This is a genomic window from Oceaniradius stylonematis, from assembly GCF_965223445.1.
In the GTDB taxonomy this organism is placed as follows: Bacteria; Pseudomonadota; Alphaproteobacteria; order Rhizobiales; family Rhizobiaceae; genus Roseitalea; species Roseitalea stylonematis.
This window is the reverse complement of sequence record NZ_OZ244994.1, coordinates 2,970,275-2,984,482: the sequence shown is the minus strand read 5'-3', so window position 1 is coordinate 2,984,482 and position 14,208 is coordinate 2,970,275. Positions and strand designations below refer to the sequence as shown.

The window sequence follows — 14,208 nt, the reverse complement described above, 5'->3', positions numbered from 1 at the left end:
CCACCATGCCCAATCCCTTTCGGACCGATATGCCCTTTCAGACCGATATGACACCACCGGCAGCAGAAAAACGCCCCATCGCCGACACGCGGCACGGGATTACCCGCAATGACGATTATGCCTGGCTGCGTGCGGACAATTGGCAGGCTGTGTTCAAGGACCCCTCCGTGCTGGCCAGTGATATTCGCGATCATCTGGAGGCCGAGAACGCCTATCAGAAAGTGTTGATGGCCGACACGGAAGAGCTGCAGAAGACGCTGTTCGCCGAGATGAAGGGACGCATCAAGGAAGACGATGAAAGCGTGCCGGCGCCGGACGGGCCGTGGGCATACGGATCGTCATACAAGACCGGCGGGCAGCAGCCGCGCTTCTACCGCGTCCCGCGCAAGACCCCCGACGGCGAGCGCGCGATCCTGCTCGACGGCGACAAGGAGGCGGACGGCAAGGACTATTTCCGGCTCGGCGGCGCCGACCATTCGGCCGATCACGGCAAGCTCTTGTGGGCCTTTGACGACAAAGGTTCGGAATATTTCACCTGCCGCGTCCGCGATCTGGCAACGCTCGACGATCTTGACGACACCGTCGAAGACACGTCCGGCGGCGGCGTTTTCGATGCCGGGGCGGAAGGCTTCTTCTATACGCGGATGGACGAGAACCACCGCCCGTCCAAACTCTTCTATCACCGGCTTGGGACGACACAGGCCGAAGACCGGCTGATCTATGAAGAAACCGATCCGGGCTTCTTCATGGGCGTCGGCCAGAGCCGCCTCAACGATTTCGTCTTCATCAACATTCACGACCACGAAACCAGCGAGTTCCGACTGTTGAAAGCCGGCGATCCGGCCGCGGCGCCGGTCATGGTCGAGCCGCGCGTCCAGGGCATCGAATATGAGCTGGAGGAAGGCGGCGAAGTCTTCTTCATCCTGACCAATGCCGACGGCGCCAAGGACTTCAAGATCGCGACGGCACCGGTCGATGCGCCGCAAAAGGCGAACTGGTCCGAAATCGTGCCGCATCAGCCCGGGCGGCTGATCCTCAGCCATCAGGCCTACGCGCGTCATCTGGTCTGGCTGGAGCGCGAGGACGGCCTGCCGCGCATCGCGATCATGGACCGCCAGTCCGGCGAGGTGCATCACATCGCCTTTGACGAGGAGGCCTATGCGTTGGGGCTACAGGGCTCGTATGAATATGACACGGACGTCATCCGCTTCACCTATTCGTCGATGACGACGCCCAGCCAGGTTTTCGACTACAATATGACGACCGGTGAACGCACGCTTCTGAAGACACAGGAAGTGCCGAGCGGCCACGATCCGGACGCCTATGTGACACGGCGGCTTCAGGTGACATCGCATGACGGGGCACTGGTACCGGTGTCGCTGGTGATGAAGGCCGGGACGCCGCTCGACGGTTCCGCGCCTTGTCTGCTCTATGGCTACGGCTCCTACGGCATCACCATCCCCGCTTCCTTCAACACCAACTGCCTGTCGCTGGTGGACCGGGGGTTTGTCTATGCCATCGCCCACATTCGCGGCGGCAAGGACAAGGGCTTTGCCTGGTATGAAGACGGCAAGCGAGAGGCGAAGACCAATACGTTCAAGGATTTCGTTGCCGTCGCAAGGCATCTCGCCGATGAAGGCTATACCGCGCCCGACAGGATCGTCGCGCAGGGCGGTTCGGCGGGCGGCCTGCTGATGGGCGCCGTCATGAACATGGCGCCCGAGGCGTTCGGCGCCATCATCGCGGAAGTGCCGTTCGTCGATGTGCTGACGACGATGCTCGACGACACGCTGCCGCTGACGCCGCCCGAATGGCCCGAATGGGGCAATCCGATCGCATCGGAATCCGATTACCAGACCATCGCCGCCTATAGTCCCTATGACAATGTGGGCGCCCTGCCCTACCCGCCCGTGCTTGCCGTCGCCGGGCTCACCGACCCGCGCGTGACCTATTGGGAACCGGCCAAATGGGTGGCGAAGCTGCGCGACCATTCGACATCGGACGCGCCTGTCATGCTGAAGACCAATATGGGCGCTGGCCATGGCGGCGCGTCGGGACGCTTCTCGCGGCTCGAGGAGATCGCCGAGGTCTATGCGTTCGCGCTCAAGACCGTGGGCAAGGCGGGCTGATACGGCCCCTCACCCGTCAGGTATCTCGGGAATCGCCTTGAGGTAGGCCGCGATGGCCGCGCGGTCTTCGGCGGCCGCGTTGGCGAGGTTCTTGACGACTGAAGCCATCGAACCGCCCATCGAATCGAACGCCGGCGTGAAGCCCGATTCGAGGCCGTAGGCGATGTCGTCCGCGGTCCAGCCCGCCAAACCGTCGGCATGCCCGGTAATGTTGGGCACGCGCCCCTCGCCTTCGGGATTGGGCGCACCGGCGAGCCAGCGCGAACCGTCCATGGCCAACCCGATGTTTCGCGGCGTGTGGCACTCGCCGCAATGGCCCGGACCTTCGACCAGATAGCGGCCGCGCGTCAGAACGGGGTCATCGCCCAGCGCATCGTCGGCGACGACCGGAGCCTCTTCCAGATAGACGCGTTTCCAAAGGCCGATGCCGCGGCGCATATTGAAAGGAAAGGAAAGTTGCGTTTGGGGTATCTCGGCTGCGCTGTCGGGAACCGGCAGGGTCTTCAGATAGGCCCAGAGGTCGGCGAGGTCCGTCAGCGGCATCTTCGCATAGGACGCATAGGGGAAGGATGGATAATAGTGGCGCCCGTCCGGAGCCACGCCGCGCTTCATCGCATTGGCGAAATCGTAAAAGGACCAGCCGCCAATGCCGGTATCGGGATCGGGCGAAATGCCCGGAACGCCGAACACGCCATAAGGGCTTTCGAGAGCCAGACCACCGGACAGGATTGAACGGGCGTCGCCTTCGCCATCGGGCGCTGCATGACAGGATGCACAGCCGCCCGCCCAGAAGAGGTTCTCGCCGTTGGCGAGATCGGGTTCGTGCGCTTCGAAGACAGCCAGATCGGTTGCAGCAAGCCGAACGGGCGCGGACAGCAGCCAGAACGCAGCCACGCCCGCCGTGGCAATCAAGACCATCCAAATCGTCAGACGACGCACCGTGCCTCACAAAAAGCTGTTTGCCGGCGGGCTCCAGGCACCGCCGGCAAGATCGGAGCCAAGAGCCTTCGGACGATCAGTTCTCGGGAACCTGATAGTCTTCGTGGCAGTCGCCGCAATTCTGCGCAACGGCGCCGAACACCGGACGGAACGCGTCGAGGCTGCCGATGTCGGCCGAAACCGCCATGGCGAGGTCGTCCTTGAAGGCGGCCACGGCGGCATCGAAGCCCTCACGATCGGACCAGATCTCCGGTTTGGCGCGCGTGTCACCGCCCGTTTCCGAGCCTTCGGGAAACAGATCGCCATAATTTTGCGCCGCATCGTTCATCTGGACGAAAGCAGCGAGCGCCGCCTCCGCATCGTAATCCGCCTGACCGCGCGCCATCGGAACCAGCACGCGCATCGAACGGCCCATCGTCTTCATGGTCTCCTGGCGTTCGGCGATCGGATCGTCCTGCGCGATCGACACCGTCGCGCCAGTGGCCAACATGGTCGCGGCGATCGTCAAGGTTCTCAGCAACATCTGTTTTCCTCCGGATGCTTTTTGCGGCGAGCCGAAGCCCGCATCGCAAAGAAGAAGATGCAACCGGAGAGCGAAAATCAAGACGCGTTATTGTGAACAGTTCGTAACGAAAAACCCGGCACAGCGGCCGGGCTTCACATCATTCAGGCATTCAGGCCGGCTTTTGTCCGGTCAGCTCGTCGCAGCTTCATACATTTCAAGGACATGGTCCCAGTTGATGAGGTTGTCGATGAAGGCTTCGAGATATTTCGGCCGGGCGTTGCGGTAGTCGATATAGTAGGAATGCTCCCACACATCTACGCCGAGGATCGGCTGCGCGCCATGGACCAGCGGGTTCTCGCCGTTCGGCGTTTTCATGATTTCAAGTTTTCCGTCCTTGACGGCGATCCAGGCCCAGCCCGACCCGAACTGGCCAACGCCGGCGGCGACGAAATCGGCCTTGAACTTGTCATAGCCGCCCAGATCGCTGTCGATCGCGCTCTGCAGCTTGCCCGGCAGCGACGTGCCGCCACCGCCCTTCTTCATCCATTTCCAGAAGTGGATGTGATTGTAATGCTGGCCGGCATTGTTGAACAGGCCCGGGTTCTTGCCATGCGACTGCTTGACGATTTCCTCGAGAGAAAGCCCGTCCATGCCCGCTTCTGCAGCCAGTTCGTTGCCTTTGGTTACGTAGGCTTGGTGGTGCTTGTCGTGATGGAATTCGAGCGTTTCGCGCGACATGTAGGGCGCGAGCGCGTCGTAATCATAGGGAAGGTCGGGAAGTTCAAAAGCCATGGTCGGGGTCCTCTCCGTCGGATGATCGGACTTGCGCGGGACGGGTCCGGATGGCGCGCAAATCCTGACCGCTGATGTAGACTTCAAGACCGAATTCGGCAAGCGGACGACTGCCGATTTCGACCTCGGGAAGGGTGCGCCCGGCGATCAGCCGTGCGCCCATTCCCAGTAGAGTTCGCGTGCTTTCTTGCCCACCGGTCCGGGCTGCAACTCGCGATCCTCGATCTGCACAACGGGCACGACCTTGGAGTGGTTCCCGGTCGAAAAGATCTCGTCGGCATCCATGAAGTCCTCGACCGTCAACGCCCTTTCGGCGGTCTTGAAGCCATATTGCCACAGGAGATCGATGATGCGGTTGCGTGTGATTCCGGACAGGAAGGTACGGTTGGGCGCCGGCGTCATCACCTGCCCGTCCTTGACCAGGAAGACGTTGGAGGTCGCCGTTTCGCACACATTTCCGAGCATGTCCCGCACCAGGCAATTGTCGAAACCGCGCGCGCGCGCTTCCATGATCGCGCGGCCATTGTTGGGGTAGAGACAGCCGGCCTTGGCGTTGGTCGGCATGGTCTCGATCGTCGGACGCCGGAACGGCGAGACGGTGACCGAAAAGCCCTGGGGAGCGATCATCGGCGCCTCGAACAGGCAAAGGGCAAAGCGCGTCGATGCGGGATCGGCGGGCACCGACATGTAGCCGCCATGCTCGGCCCAATAGGTCGGGCGAATATAGACGGCGGTGTTGCCGTCGAACTTCCTGATGCCCTCCATGGTCAACGCCGCCATGGCGTCCGGCTCCATGGTCGGCTGAAGACCGAGCGCCAGCGCCGATGCGTTGACGCGCTGGCAATGCAGATCGAGGTCCGGCGCAACGCCCTCGAACCAGCGCGCGCCGTCGAACACGGACGACCCAAGCCATACCGCATGTGTTCGCGCACCCATGATCGGCACATTGCCCTCATGCCAGTCGCCATCGACATGGGTCCAGGTCTGGCTTTGCGCCGGTGGTATCGTCGCCATGGGTCGCTCCCTTCGTCTCGCTTACGCATTGACCGGTTTTGGCTATTGCGTCAACGCGGACGACTTGACGGGGCCGGCGATTGCACGATGATGCGTCCGCCTGCAACGCGACGGATCAAGATGACCCCCACCGGCTACGTGTTCGACGCCTATGGAACCCTGTTCGACGTCCATGCGGCGATGCGCGCCCATGCCAGGGCACTGGGCGATCGATGGGAGGCGGTGTCGGCGACCTGGCGGACCAAGCAGCTCGAATATTCCTGGGTGCGCGGGCTGATGGGCAGCTATTCGGACTTCTGGCGGCTGACCGAAGAAGCACTCGATTACGCGCTGGCGCTGCACGGTGTCGGCAACGATGCGCTGCGATCGGCCCTTCTCGATGCCTATTGGACACTCGATGCCTATGCAGACGTCAGCCCGACACTCGAGCGGCTGCGGCGCGACGGGGCGCGCACGGCGATCCTTTCCAACGGCTCGCCGGAGATGGTGACGGCGGCCATCCGCTCGGCAAAGCTCGACACATTGATAGACGACACATTCTCCGTCGATGCGGTCAAGGTGTTCAAGACCGCGCCTGAAACCTACCGGATGGTGACCGACGCCTGGGACGCCAAGCCGAAAAAGATCGTGTTCGTCTCATCCAACCGATGGGACATCGCAGGCGCCTGCAAGTTCGGTTTTCATCCGGTCTGGATCAATCGCAGCGGCGCGCCGGACGAATATGCGAAATATGCGCCCAAACGGGTCATCGGTTCGCTCGACGAATTGTAAGCGGCAATATGTTGCAGCTTTGCAACGCTGTGAGCCAAAGGCGGCAAAAGCGCTCACAGAGCCGTGAAGCAGAGGCGTTTCGGAGTGCCGGCAACTTCCCAACCGGCGAACGCTGCCGTAGCAGAGAGCGGGGTTTTTCATCATGGGGTCCGTCATGATTCGTACATCTCGCAGGCAATTTCTCGGTCTTTCGGCCCTGGCACCCTTGGCGGCGACCGCCGCATGCACCCAGACGCCGCCGCCGGAAAGCGCCGCGCCGCCAATTACGCTTGCACCACCGCGTAGCCAGTCGCCCCTGCGCACCGGCACGATGCCGTTCGGACCCGAACCGCGCTTTCCCCCGTTCGAGGAAATGTACGCCACCAAACGGGATGGCGGCTTCACCATTCCGGCCATCCCCTATGAGCGCGTGCCGGAACGTTATCTGCGGCAAGTTGTGCGGGACACGACACGCGAAGCGCCGGGAACCGTTGTCGTCGATACCCGGCAACATTTCCTTTTTCTGGCGCTCGGAAATGGCAATGCGATCCGTTACGGCGTCGGCTTGGGTCGCGCGGGATTTGAATGGTCGGGACGGGCGGAGGTCGGCGCGCGCCGGCGTTGGCCAAGATGGTTTCCCCCTGATGAGATGATCGATCGCGAACCTGAACTGGAGCGCTATCGCGCCAGCGACAAAGACGGCGACAATGTATGGGAAGGCGGGATGGATCCGGGCATCACCAATCCGCTCGGTGCCCGCGCGCTCTACATCTATCAGGACGGCAAGGACACGCTCTACCGGCTGCATGGCAACCCGCAATGGACATCGATCGGCCAATCAGTTTCATCGGGCTGCGTGCGGCTGATGAACCAGGACGTGATCGACCTTTACAGCCGTGTTCCGGAAGGTACGCCGATCGTCGTGCGCTGACCGCTCACGGCAAGGCCGACAAGAAGAAGGGGGCGCTGGCGGCGCTCCTTTTTTGTTGGCGAAAGATCAGCTCCAGCCAGTCAAAAGCCGCGCTTGATGCCGCCGAGGATGCCACGAGCGATCGCACGGCCAAGCTGCGTCGAGACGCTGCGCACGACAGATTTGACCGCCGCTTCGGTGACGGTCTGGCGCTTGTAGCTGCGGCGCCGGCCGGAACTTCGGCGGCTGCGCGATTTTGAACTGCGGCTCGACCGGCGGCGACCGGAATAGCCGTCATCATCGTCATAGTCCGGCAGGCGCCACTGCGACCGCGCGCTGCGTTCGCGCTCGCGTTCACGCCTCTCCTCCTCCTCTTCGCGGCGCTCTTCCTCTTCCTCGCGCCGGCGCGCTTCCTCTTCCGCGCGGGCTTCCTCCTGTGCGCGGCGCGCCAGCATCTCGAAGGCCGAATCCCGGTCCAGCGTTTCGTCGTACTGGCCCATGATCGGGCTCTGCCTGACGACATCCGCGCGCTCGCCATCCTCAAGCGGGCCCAGACGCGAGGACGGCGGACGGATCAGCGTGCGCTGAACGATACCCGGCACGCCCTTCTTCTCGAGCGTCGAGACCAGCGCCTCGCCGACGCCGAGTTGGGTAATCACCTTGAAACTGTCGAAGTCGGGATTGGGCCGGAAGGTGTCGGCCGCCGTCTTGACCGCGCGCTGCTCCCGCGGCGTGTAGGCGCGCAATGCATGCTGGATGCGGTTGCCCAGTTGCGACAGCACCGTTTCCGGCACGTCGAGCGGGTTCTGCGTGACGAAGAAGACGCCGACGCCCTTGGACCGTATCAGCCGGACCACCTGTTCCACTCTTTCGACCAGAATTTTCGGCGCCTCGTCGAACAGAAGATGTGCCTCATCGAAGAAGAAGACCAGGCGCGGCCGGTCGGAATCTCCGACTTCGGGCAGTTCCTCGAACAGTTCCGACAGGAGCCAGAGCAGGAACGTCGCATATAGGCGCGGATTCATCATCAGCTGGTCTGCGGCCAGCACATTGATGGCGCCGCGCCCGTCCGGGGTCGTGCGCATGATGTCGGCGATACGCAGCGCCGGCTCGCCGAAGAAAAGATCGGCGCGCTGCTGTTCGAGCACGAGGAGCTTGCGCTGGATCGCGCCGATCGACTGGCGGTTCACGCTGCCATATTTGTGCGACAGTTCCTTGGAACGCTCGGACATGTTGGACAAAAGCGCCCGGAAGTCCTTCAGGTCGAGCAGCAGCAGACCCTCCTCGTCGGCGATGCGGAAGGCGATGTTGATGACGCCCTCCTGGCTGTCCGAGCAGTCCATCAGCCGCGACAGGAGCAACGGTCCCATCTCCGAGATCGTCGTGCGGATGGGATGGCCCTTCTCGCCTAACAGGTCCCAGAAGATCGCCGGGAATTCCTGGAACTCGTACGGATCGAGCCCGATCGTCTCGGCGCGCTTGAGGAGAAAGTCCTTGGCTTCGCCCATCGCGGCGATGCCCGAGAGGTCGCCCTTCACGTCGGCGCAGAAGACCGGAACGCCGGCATTGGAAAAGCCCTCGGCCAGGATCTGCAACGTCACGGTCTTGCCCGTTCCGGTTGCGCCGGTGATCAGCCCGTGCCGGTTGGCGTATTTCAGCTTGAGGAACTGTTTGGCCTCGATGCTGTCGTCTGGCTTGCGGCTGGTGCCGACGAAAATCTCTTCCGGTGCGGTCATTTAAGGCGTCCCGTCTGCTGCATCCCCTGCCCTGCTATAGTTGGCGGCCCGCCGGCGGACAATGGCGTCAGGCGAATTTCGCGCGATGGCGTGTCTGCGCCCTTGAATTGCGCCGGCGGTTCTGCCTATGACGTAAACGTCAAAATTTTTCGGCCGGAGGCACTCATGGAAGACCTGATTTCCCGCATTACGGACAGCGTCGGCATCGACGCCGGCAAGGCGCAGAGCGCCGTCGGCATGATCCTCGGATTTCTGCAGAAGGAAGGCCCGCAGGACAAGATCGCCGAGATGCTGGCCGCAATGCCCGGCGCGCAGGATCTGATCGACAATGCCGGTGGCGGCGGCGGCGGAATGCTCGGCGGCATGATGGGCGGCGGCGTGATGGGTCTTGGCTCGTCGCTGATGGGGCTCGGGCTCGGCATGGGCGAAATCTCCGGCATTTCCAAGGAGACCATCTCGTTCGCCAGGGAAAAGGCCGGCGACGGCCCTGTCGATGAAGTCATCAGCGCGATTCCCGGGCTCAGCCAGTTCGTCTGACGCTTTGGAGCACGGCAGAAAGCGCCCCGGACAGGGATGCCGGGGCGTTTTGGCATCGTGCGTGCACCTGATCCTCGCAATGGAGGACAGACATGCACAGACGCCGGTTTCTGACCCATTTTGGAACAGGCTTGGCCGCGCTGGCCGTCAGCCGTTCCGCATCGGCACAATCGCGCCAACCGGCGGTGACGCTGGCCGAGTTGCGCGGTTCGGTCAGCGCGCTCGACTATGATGTCCGCCCCGGCGCGCTCGACAACCAGTCGGCCGCGTTCCAGCGCATGCTGGACGAAACCGCACGGCGCGGCATTCCGGTGTTCCTGCCGGCCGGCACCTATGTGATCTCCAACATCAAGCTTCCCGAAGGTGCGCTGATTTCCGGTGTGCCGGGACGCACCGAGTTGGTCTATGGCGGCGACGGACATTTCCTGTCCGGCCATGATCTGCGGCAGGTGCGCCTTTCAAACCTCGTCGTCGACGGCGTCAATCGCTGGACCGGTGCCGGCGTCGACGGGCTTATCGATCTGCGCGGCGTGCCCGATGTGACGCTGGACGATCTGACGGTGCGCGGCGCCGGGCGGGACGGCATCCATCTTGAACGCTGCGGCGGCCGGATTGCCGATTGCTCCATTTCGGGCGCGGCGCGCTTCGGCATCTATGCGGTCGAAAGCACGGGATTGACGGTGCGCGGCAACCGGGTCGATGCCTGTGCCGATGGCGGTGTCATCATCCATCGCTGGGCCGAAGGCGATGACGGCACGATGATCGTCGGCAACCGCATCACCAATATCGGCGCGGTCAGCGGCGGCACCGGCCAGTGGGGCAATGCGATCAACCTGTTCCGTGCCGACAATGTGCTGGTCAGCGGCAACCGGATCGAAGGCGCCGCCTTTTCGGCGGTGCGCGGCAATGCGGCGCGGAACCTGCAGATCGTCGACAACAATTGCCGCGCGATCGGTGAGACGGCGATCTACTCCGAGTTCGGGTTCGAGAATGCCATCGTGGCGCGCAACTTCATCGATGGTGCAGCCAACGGCATCTCGGTGACCAACTTCAACGACGGCGGACGCGCGGCGACCGTATCGGGCAACATCATCCGGAACATCGTCGCCACCGGGCCTTATGAGCCTGACGCGCCCGGTTTCGGCACCGGCATCGCTGTGGAAGCCGATACGACGGTCACAGGCAACATGATCGAGGGCGTCGCCCGGTTCGGCATCAATGCCGGCTGGGGACCCTATCTGCGCGATTGCGTTCTGTCGTCGAATGTCATTCGCGACGCACGGATCGGCATCGGCATCTCGGAAGCACCGGGCGCTGGCACGGTGCTCGTCAGCGCCAATGTGATTGGCGCGCGGCAAGGCGCCATCCGCGCCCATCGCTGGGCAGACCTGACGACCGGTGAGTTGCTGGGCGCGCGCCGTGGCGTGCCGGAAAACATCATCCTCGCCGACAACCGGCTGGCCTGATCAATCTGGCTCAACAGCGCGCAACTCTCCCACCTGAAGCCCGTTCCAGTCGCGCACCGGCCGAACAGCGAACGATGCAATCGACGCCGTCAGATCGTGGTCCGGCCCGAGCGCCCGCACAAGCGCCGCCGCCATGGCCACCTCAGCGGCCCGTGTCGCGCCATCGTCGCATTTGAGTGCCAGCGCGATGCCTTCTTCCGGCACCGTGCCCACATAGACGCCCTCCGCTCCGGTCTTCACGTAGACCCGGCCCTCACAGGCATCCATCAGGTCGGTGCAGAAACGCCCCGTGCCGGCCACCATCAGCGGTTCGGCCACGCACGCCGCCATCAGCCGCCGCGCCGCCTTGGCGCGTGCGGACTCCAGCCCGTTGCCCGTCGCCAGCCGCGCAAAGCCGCGCGCAAATGCGACAAGCGGCAGCGCATAAGTGGGCGCCGAGCAGCCGTCGAGGCCGCACCGGTCAAAGTCGAGCGTTGCGCCGGTCAACTGTTCGATCGTCGCGCGCACCTGGCGCTGCACGCCGTTGGCGTCCGCAAGATAGTCGCCCGTATCAAACCCCTGGTGAACGCAGGTGCACAGAAAGCCGGCATGTTTGCCCGAGCAATTGTTGTGCGCGCGCGTCGGCTCTTCGCCGGACCGCGCCAATGCCACCATCTCGCCGGATCCGAACAGCGGCCAGTGGGCGCCGCATTGCAAATCGTCCTGCGTCAGGCCCGCTTTGGACAGCATCGCGCGGGCCATATCGACATGGGCCGGTTCGGACGAATGGGACGCGCAGGCCAGCGCCAGTTCCCGGTCGCCGAAGCCGAACGCGTCGGCCGCACCGCTTTCAACAAGCGGCAACGCCTGCATCAGCTTGAGGGCTGAACGCGGGTAGACCGGCGTGTCGACATCGCCGATAGCGAACAACACGCCTTCATCGGCATCGACGGCGACGATGCGTCCGCGATGAACGCTCTCGACGCGGCTGCCGCGCGTGACTTCGGCGATTACCGGATTTGCCATAGTGCCTCCCGAACGCGCTCCCGGCGCCACCGCATTTTCACCCCATTGCCGCGCACTATGCCCTCAAACACGGACGCACAAGAGACCGATGCGAATATTCCTCGCCTGCCTGGCACTGCTCTTCTTTCTGCCGATCGGCACGGCCACCGCCTGGTGGATGACCGTGGACCGCCCCCAGAGCTGGCACGAAGCCGACTGGTCGGGCACGGACACCCTGCCCGATCCGGGACGCAACAGCGATGCAGCGGTCTATGTGATGGCGGCACGCACCGGCGGGCTCAAGGGCGCGGTTTCGGTGCACAGCTGGCTGGTCTACAAGCGCGCGGGCGCTGCGGCCTATACGCGCTATGACAAGGTGGGCTGGGGCATGCCCGTCCGCCGCAATGCCTATACCGCCGATGCACGCTGGTATTCCAACCGGCCCTTCATCATCCGTGCGATCCGAGGCCATGAAGCGGCCAGTCTGATCCCCGCGATCGAAAGCGCCATCGCGCGCTACCCGCACGCCGGACGCGGCGATTACCGCACATGGCCGGGGCCGAATTCGAACACGTTCGTCGCCCACGTCTTGCGCGCGGTGCCGGAGATCGGCGCCGTCCTGCCGCCACACGCGGTGGGGCGCGACTATCTGGGCGCCGGCCCCCGCGCCGCAGTCGATCGCGACGCGCGTGACCTGCATCTGTCCTTGCACGGCCTCGCCGGTCTGTCGGCCGGTCTGCGATCTGGGTTTGAGGTTCACCTGCTGGGTCAGGCGATCGGCATCGATGTCATGCGCCCGGCGCTGAAACTGCCGGGCATCGGCCGGGTCGGCCTGGCGCTCTGATCAGAGCGTCTGATTGTATTCGCCGACTTCGGGGTTCTCGCGCAGCACCGCATCGACCGCGTGGAACATGTCGATCTTGCGCTGCTCGGAGACCGGGCTTTCGACGACGACGACCAGTTCGGGCTTGTTGGACGAGGCCCTGACCAGCCCCCATGTGCCGTCGTCGGCAACGACCCGCACGCCATTGACGGTGACAAGGTCGGCGATCGGGTGCCCGGCGACCTTTCCGCCATCGGCCTGCATCTTTTCAAACCGCTTCACGACACGGTCGATCACCTCGTACTTCACCTCATCGTCGCAGTGGGGCGACATGGTGGGCGAGCCATAGGTGAGCGGCAGCGCGCGATAGAGATCGGCCATCGACTTTTCGGGGTTGCGGTCGAGCATCTCGCAAACGGCGATTGCGGTGACGATGCCGTCATCATAGCCCCGGCCGATCGGCGGGCCGAAGAAGAAGTGGCCGGATTTTTCAAACCCAGCAATGGCGCCAAGCTCCGTCACCCGGCGCTTGATGTAGGAGTGGCCGGTCTTCCAGTAGTCGGTCTTTGCGCCCTGCTCCTTCAGGACCGGATCGGTGGCGTAGAGCCCCGTCGATTTCACGTCCGCGACAAAGACGGAGTTGTCGTGCTGGGCGGAGATGTCGCGGGCGAGCATCACGCCCACCTTGTCGGCGAAGATCTCGTTGCCCTCATTGTCGACGACGCCGCAGCGGTCGCCGTCACCGTCAAAGCCGAGCCCGACATCTGCGCCATGCTCGAGCACGGCGTCACGGATCGCGTGCAGCATCTTCATGTCTTCGGGATTGGGATTGTAGCGCGGGAAGGTGTGGTCGAGTTCGGCGTCGAGCGGGATCACCTCGCAGCCGATCCGTTCGAGCGCTTCGGGCGCAAACGCCCCGGCCGTGCCATTGCCGCATGCGGCCACGACCTTGAGCTTGCGCGAGATCGTGTGGCCGTCGACGAGATCGTCGAGATAGGTCTCGCGAAACCCGTCGACAAACTCGTAGGCGCCGCCGGTCAGGTCGAAATCGCCGCCGAGCACGATATCGCGCAACTGGCCCATCTCGTCGGGGCCGAAAGTCAGCGGGCGGTCGCAGCCCATCTTCACGCCGGTCCAGCCGTTTTCATTGTGCGAGGCGGTGACCATTGCCACGGACGGCACGTCCAGCTCGAACTGGGCGAAATAGGCCATCGGCGACAGGGCCAGGCCGATATCCTTGATCTCGGCGCCGGCGGCCATGAGCCCTTGCGTCAATCCCAGCTTGATCGTCATGGAATAGCTGCGGAAATCGTGGCCGACGACAATCTTCGGACCGGCACCGCGGCGGCGGATCAGCGTGCCGAGCCCCATGCCGAGCGCCTGAATGCCCATCAGGTTGATTTCGGGTGCCTTGTCGGACGATGGATGGCCGAACCACCAGCGCGCATCGTATTCGCGGAAGCCGGTCGGCTTGACGAGCGGCGTCGTCTCGAAGGCGAACGTGTTGGGGGTCAGGTCCGCGACGGGTTTCATGGCAGCTCCGGAGGATGGATTGGCGTGATGCCGGGCCTCTCCGGGATAGACGCAAAAAGGGGGCGGCGGCAACCGGCAATCGCCGGCGTC

At 63.8% G+C, this 14,208-nt stretch carries 14 protein-coding genes; 6 read left to right on the top strand and 8 right to left on the bottom strand.

Annotated elements, in window-relative coordinates; all coding sequences use genetic code 11:
• Positions 1-47 precede the first annotated feature (47 nt).
• Positions 48-2,129, top strand: coding sequence for a S9 family peptidase (locus ACOQOU_RS14695; RefSeq protein ID WP_306024538.1), 2,082 nt, complete (start codon positions 48-50; stop codon positions 2,127-2,129).
• A 9-nt stretch (positions 2,130-2,138) separates the two neighbouring features.
• Here the strand turns inward: ACOQOU_RS14695 and ACOQOU_RS14690 are convergent, their stop codons facing one another.
• The 5 genes from ACOQOU_RS14690 to ACOQOU_RS14670 form a co-directional block, all read right to left on the bottom strand.
• Entirely contained in the window at positions 2,139-3,047 is a 909-nt protein-coding gene (locus tag ACOQOU_RS14690; RefSeq protein WP_306024537.1) for a cytochrome c, read from the bottom strand.
• Between the two features lie 97 nt (positions 3,048-3,144).
• Positions 3,145-3,591 carry a c-type cytochrome gene (locus tag ACOQOU_RS14685; protein ID WP_147393308.1) on the bottom strand — a complete coding sequence of 149 codons (447 nt, stop codon included), beginning with the start codon at positions 3,589-3,591 and terminating at the stop codon, positions 3,145-3,147.
• A 171-nt stretch (positions 3,592-3,762) separates the two neighbouring features.
• On the bottom strand, positions 3,763-4,365 hold the full coding sequence (locus tag ACOQOU_RS14680) for a superoxide dismutase (protein WP_306024536.1): 603 nt from the start codon (positions 4,363-4,365) through the stop codon (positions 3,763-3,765).
• On the bottom strand, positions 4,355-4,528 hold the full coding sequence (locus ACOQOU_RS14675; protein WP_306024535.1) for a hypothetical protein: 174 nt from the start codon (positions 4,526-4,528) through the stop codon (positions 4,355-4,357). The genes ACOQOU_RS14680 and ACOQOU_RS14675 overlap by 11 nt, the downstream gene beginning before the upstream one ends.
• The gene (locus tag ACOQOU_RS14670; protein WP_109767328.1) at positions 4,513-5,379 is read right to left on the bottom strand and encodes a branched-chain amino acid aminotransferase; all 867 of its coding nucleotides are present in this window, start codon (positions 5,377-5,379) and stop codon (positions 4,513-4,515) included. Before ACOQOU_RS14670 ends, ACOQOU_RS14675 begins: the two co-directional genes overlap by 16 nt.
• A 120-nt stretch (positions 5,380-5,499) precedes the next feature.
• On the opposite strand from ACOQOU_RS14670, the gene ACOQOU_RS14665 reads away from it, so the two are divergent.
• Positions 5,500-6,150 (top strand): haloacid dehalogenase type II, encoded by a 651-nt coding sequence (locus tag ACOQOU_RS14665; RefSeq protein WP_306024534.1) that lies wholly within the window; start codon positions 5,500-5,502, stop codon positions 6,148-6,150.
• A 310-nt stretch (positions 6,151-6,460) separates the two neighbouring features.
• A complete protein-coding gene (locus tag ACOQOU_RS14660; protein ID WP_346433259.1) occupies positions 6,461-7,060 on the top strand; it encodes a L,D-transpeptidase in 600 nt (199 codons plus the stop codon).
• 80 nt (positions 7,061-7,140) lie between these two features.
• Here ACOQOU_RS14660 and ACOQOU_RS14655 read toward each other — a convergent pair whose 3' ends face one another.
• The gene (locus ACOQOU_RS14655; protein WP_306024532.1) at positions 7,141-8,775 is read right to left on the bottom strand and encodes a helicase HerA-like C-terminal domain-containing protein; all 1,635 of its coding nucleotides are present in this window, start codon (positions 8,773-8,775) and stop codon (positions 7,141-7,143) included.
• 165 nt (positions 8,776-8,940) lie between these two features.
• Here ACOQOU_RS14655 and ACOQOU_RS14650 point away from each other — a divergent pair, with 165 nt between their 5' ends.
• Positions 8,941-9,312, top strand: a complete 372-nt coding sequence (locus ACOQOU_RS14650) for a hypothetical protein (RefSeq protein ID WP_109767330.1) — start codon at positions 8,941-8,943, stop codon at positions 9,310-9,312.
• A gap of 92 nt (positions 9,313-9,404) precedes the next feature.
• Positions 9,405-10,778, top strand: a complete 1,374-nt coding sequence (locus tag ACOQOU_RS14645) for a TIGR03808 family TAT-translocated repetitive protein (protein ID WP_109767331.1) — start codon at positions 9,405-9,407, stop codon at positions 10,776-10,778.
• On the opposite strand, the gene ACOQOU_RS14640 is transcribed toward ACOQOU_RS14645, so the two are convergent.
• Complete coding sequence (locus ACOQOU_RS14640) at positions 10,779-11,783, bottom strand: asparaginase (protein ID WP_109767332.1); 1,005 nt, start codon at positions 11,781-11,783, stop codon at positions 10,779-10,781.
• Between the two features lie 88 nt (positions 11,784-11,871).
• Between ACOQOU_RS14640 and ACOQOU_RS14635 the strand changes: the two genes are divergently transcribed.
• Complete coding sequence (locus tag ACOQOU_RS14635; RefSeq protein WP_109767333.1) at positions 11,872-12,606, top strand: DUF3750 domain-containing protein; 735 nt, start codon at positions 11,872-11,874, stop codon at positions 12,604-12,606.
• Here ACOQOU_RS14635 and ACOQOU_RS14630 read toward each other — a convergent pair whose 3' ends face one another.
• On the bottom strand, positions 12,607-14,118 hold the full coding sequence (locus ACOQOU_RS14630; RefSeq protein WP_306024531.1) for a phosphomannomutase/phosphoglucomutase: 1,512 nt from the start codon (positions 14,116-14,118) through the stop codon (positions 12,607-12,609).
• Positions 14,119-14,208 lie beyond the last annotated feature (90 nt).

What these genes read in the sequence shown, in the direction of transcription:
- ACOQOU_RS14650 (WP_109767330.1), top strand. Translation starts at nt 8,941, where the DNA reads ATGGAAGACCTGATTTCCCGCATTACGGACAGCGTCGGCATCGACGCC.
- ACOQOU_RS14645 (WP_109767331.1), top strand. Translation starts at nt 9,405, where the DNA reads ATGCACAGACGCCGGTTTCTGACCCATTTTGGAACAGGCTTGGCCGCG.
- ACOQOU_RS14685 (WP_147393308.1), bottom strand. Translation starts at nt 3,591, where the DNA reads ATGTTGCTGAGAACCTTGACGATCGCCGCGACCATGTTGGCCACTGGC.
- ACOQOU_RS14630 (WP_306024531.1), bottom strand. Translation starts at nt 14,118, where the DNA reads ATGAAACCCGTCGCGGACCTGACCCCCAACACGTTCGCCTTCGAGACG.
- ACOQOU_RS14665 (WP_306024534.1), top strand. Translation starts at nt 5,500, where the DNA reads ATGACCCCCACCGGCTACGTGTTCGACGCCTATGGAACCCTGTTCGAC.
- ACOQOU_RS14660 (WP_346433259.1), top strand. Translation starts at nt 6,461, where the DNA reads ATGCCGTTCGGACCCGAACCGCGCTTTCCCCCGTTCGAGGAAATGTAC.
- ACOQOU_RS14640 (WP_109767332.1), bottom strand. Translation starts at nt 11,783, where the DNA reads ATGGCAAATCCGGTAATCGCCGAAGTCACGCGCGGCAGCCGCGTCGAG.
- ACOQOU_RS14695 (WP_306024538.1), top strand. Translation starts at nt 48, where the DNA reads ATGACACCACCGGCAGCAGAAAAACGCCCCATCGCCGACACGCGGCAC.
- ACOQOU_RS14670 (WP_109767328.1), bottom strand. Translation starts at nt 5,379, where the DNA reads ATGGCGACGATACCACCGGCGCAAAGCCAGACCTGGACCCATGTCGAT.
- ACOQOU_RS14655 (WP_306024532.1), bottom strand. Translation starts at nt 8,775, where the DNA reads ATGACCGCACCGGAAGAGATTTTCGTCGGCACCAGCCGCAAGCCAGAC.
- ACOQOU_RS14635 (WP_109767333.1), top strand. Translation starts at nt 11,872, where the DNA reads ATGCGAATATTCCTCGCCTGCCTGGCACTGCTCTTCTTTCTGCCGATC.
- ACOQOU_RS14680 (WP_306024536.1), bottom strand. Translation starts at nt 4,365, where the DNA reads ATGGCTTTTGAACTTCCCGACCTTCCCTATGATTACGACGCGCTCGCG.
- ACOQOU_RS14675 (WP_306024535.1), bottom strand. Translation starts at nt 4,528, where the DNA reads ATGGGCGCACGGCTGATCGCCGGGCGCACCCTTCCCGAGGTCGAAATC.
- ACOQOU_RS14690 (WP_306024537.1), bottom strand. Translation starts at nt 3,047, where the DNA reads ATGGTCTTGATTGCCACGGCGGGCGTGGCTGCGTTCTGGCTGCTGTCC.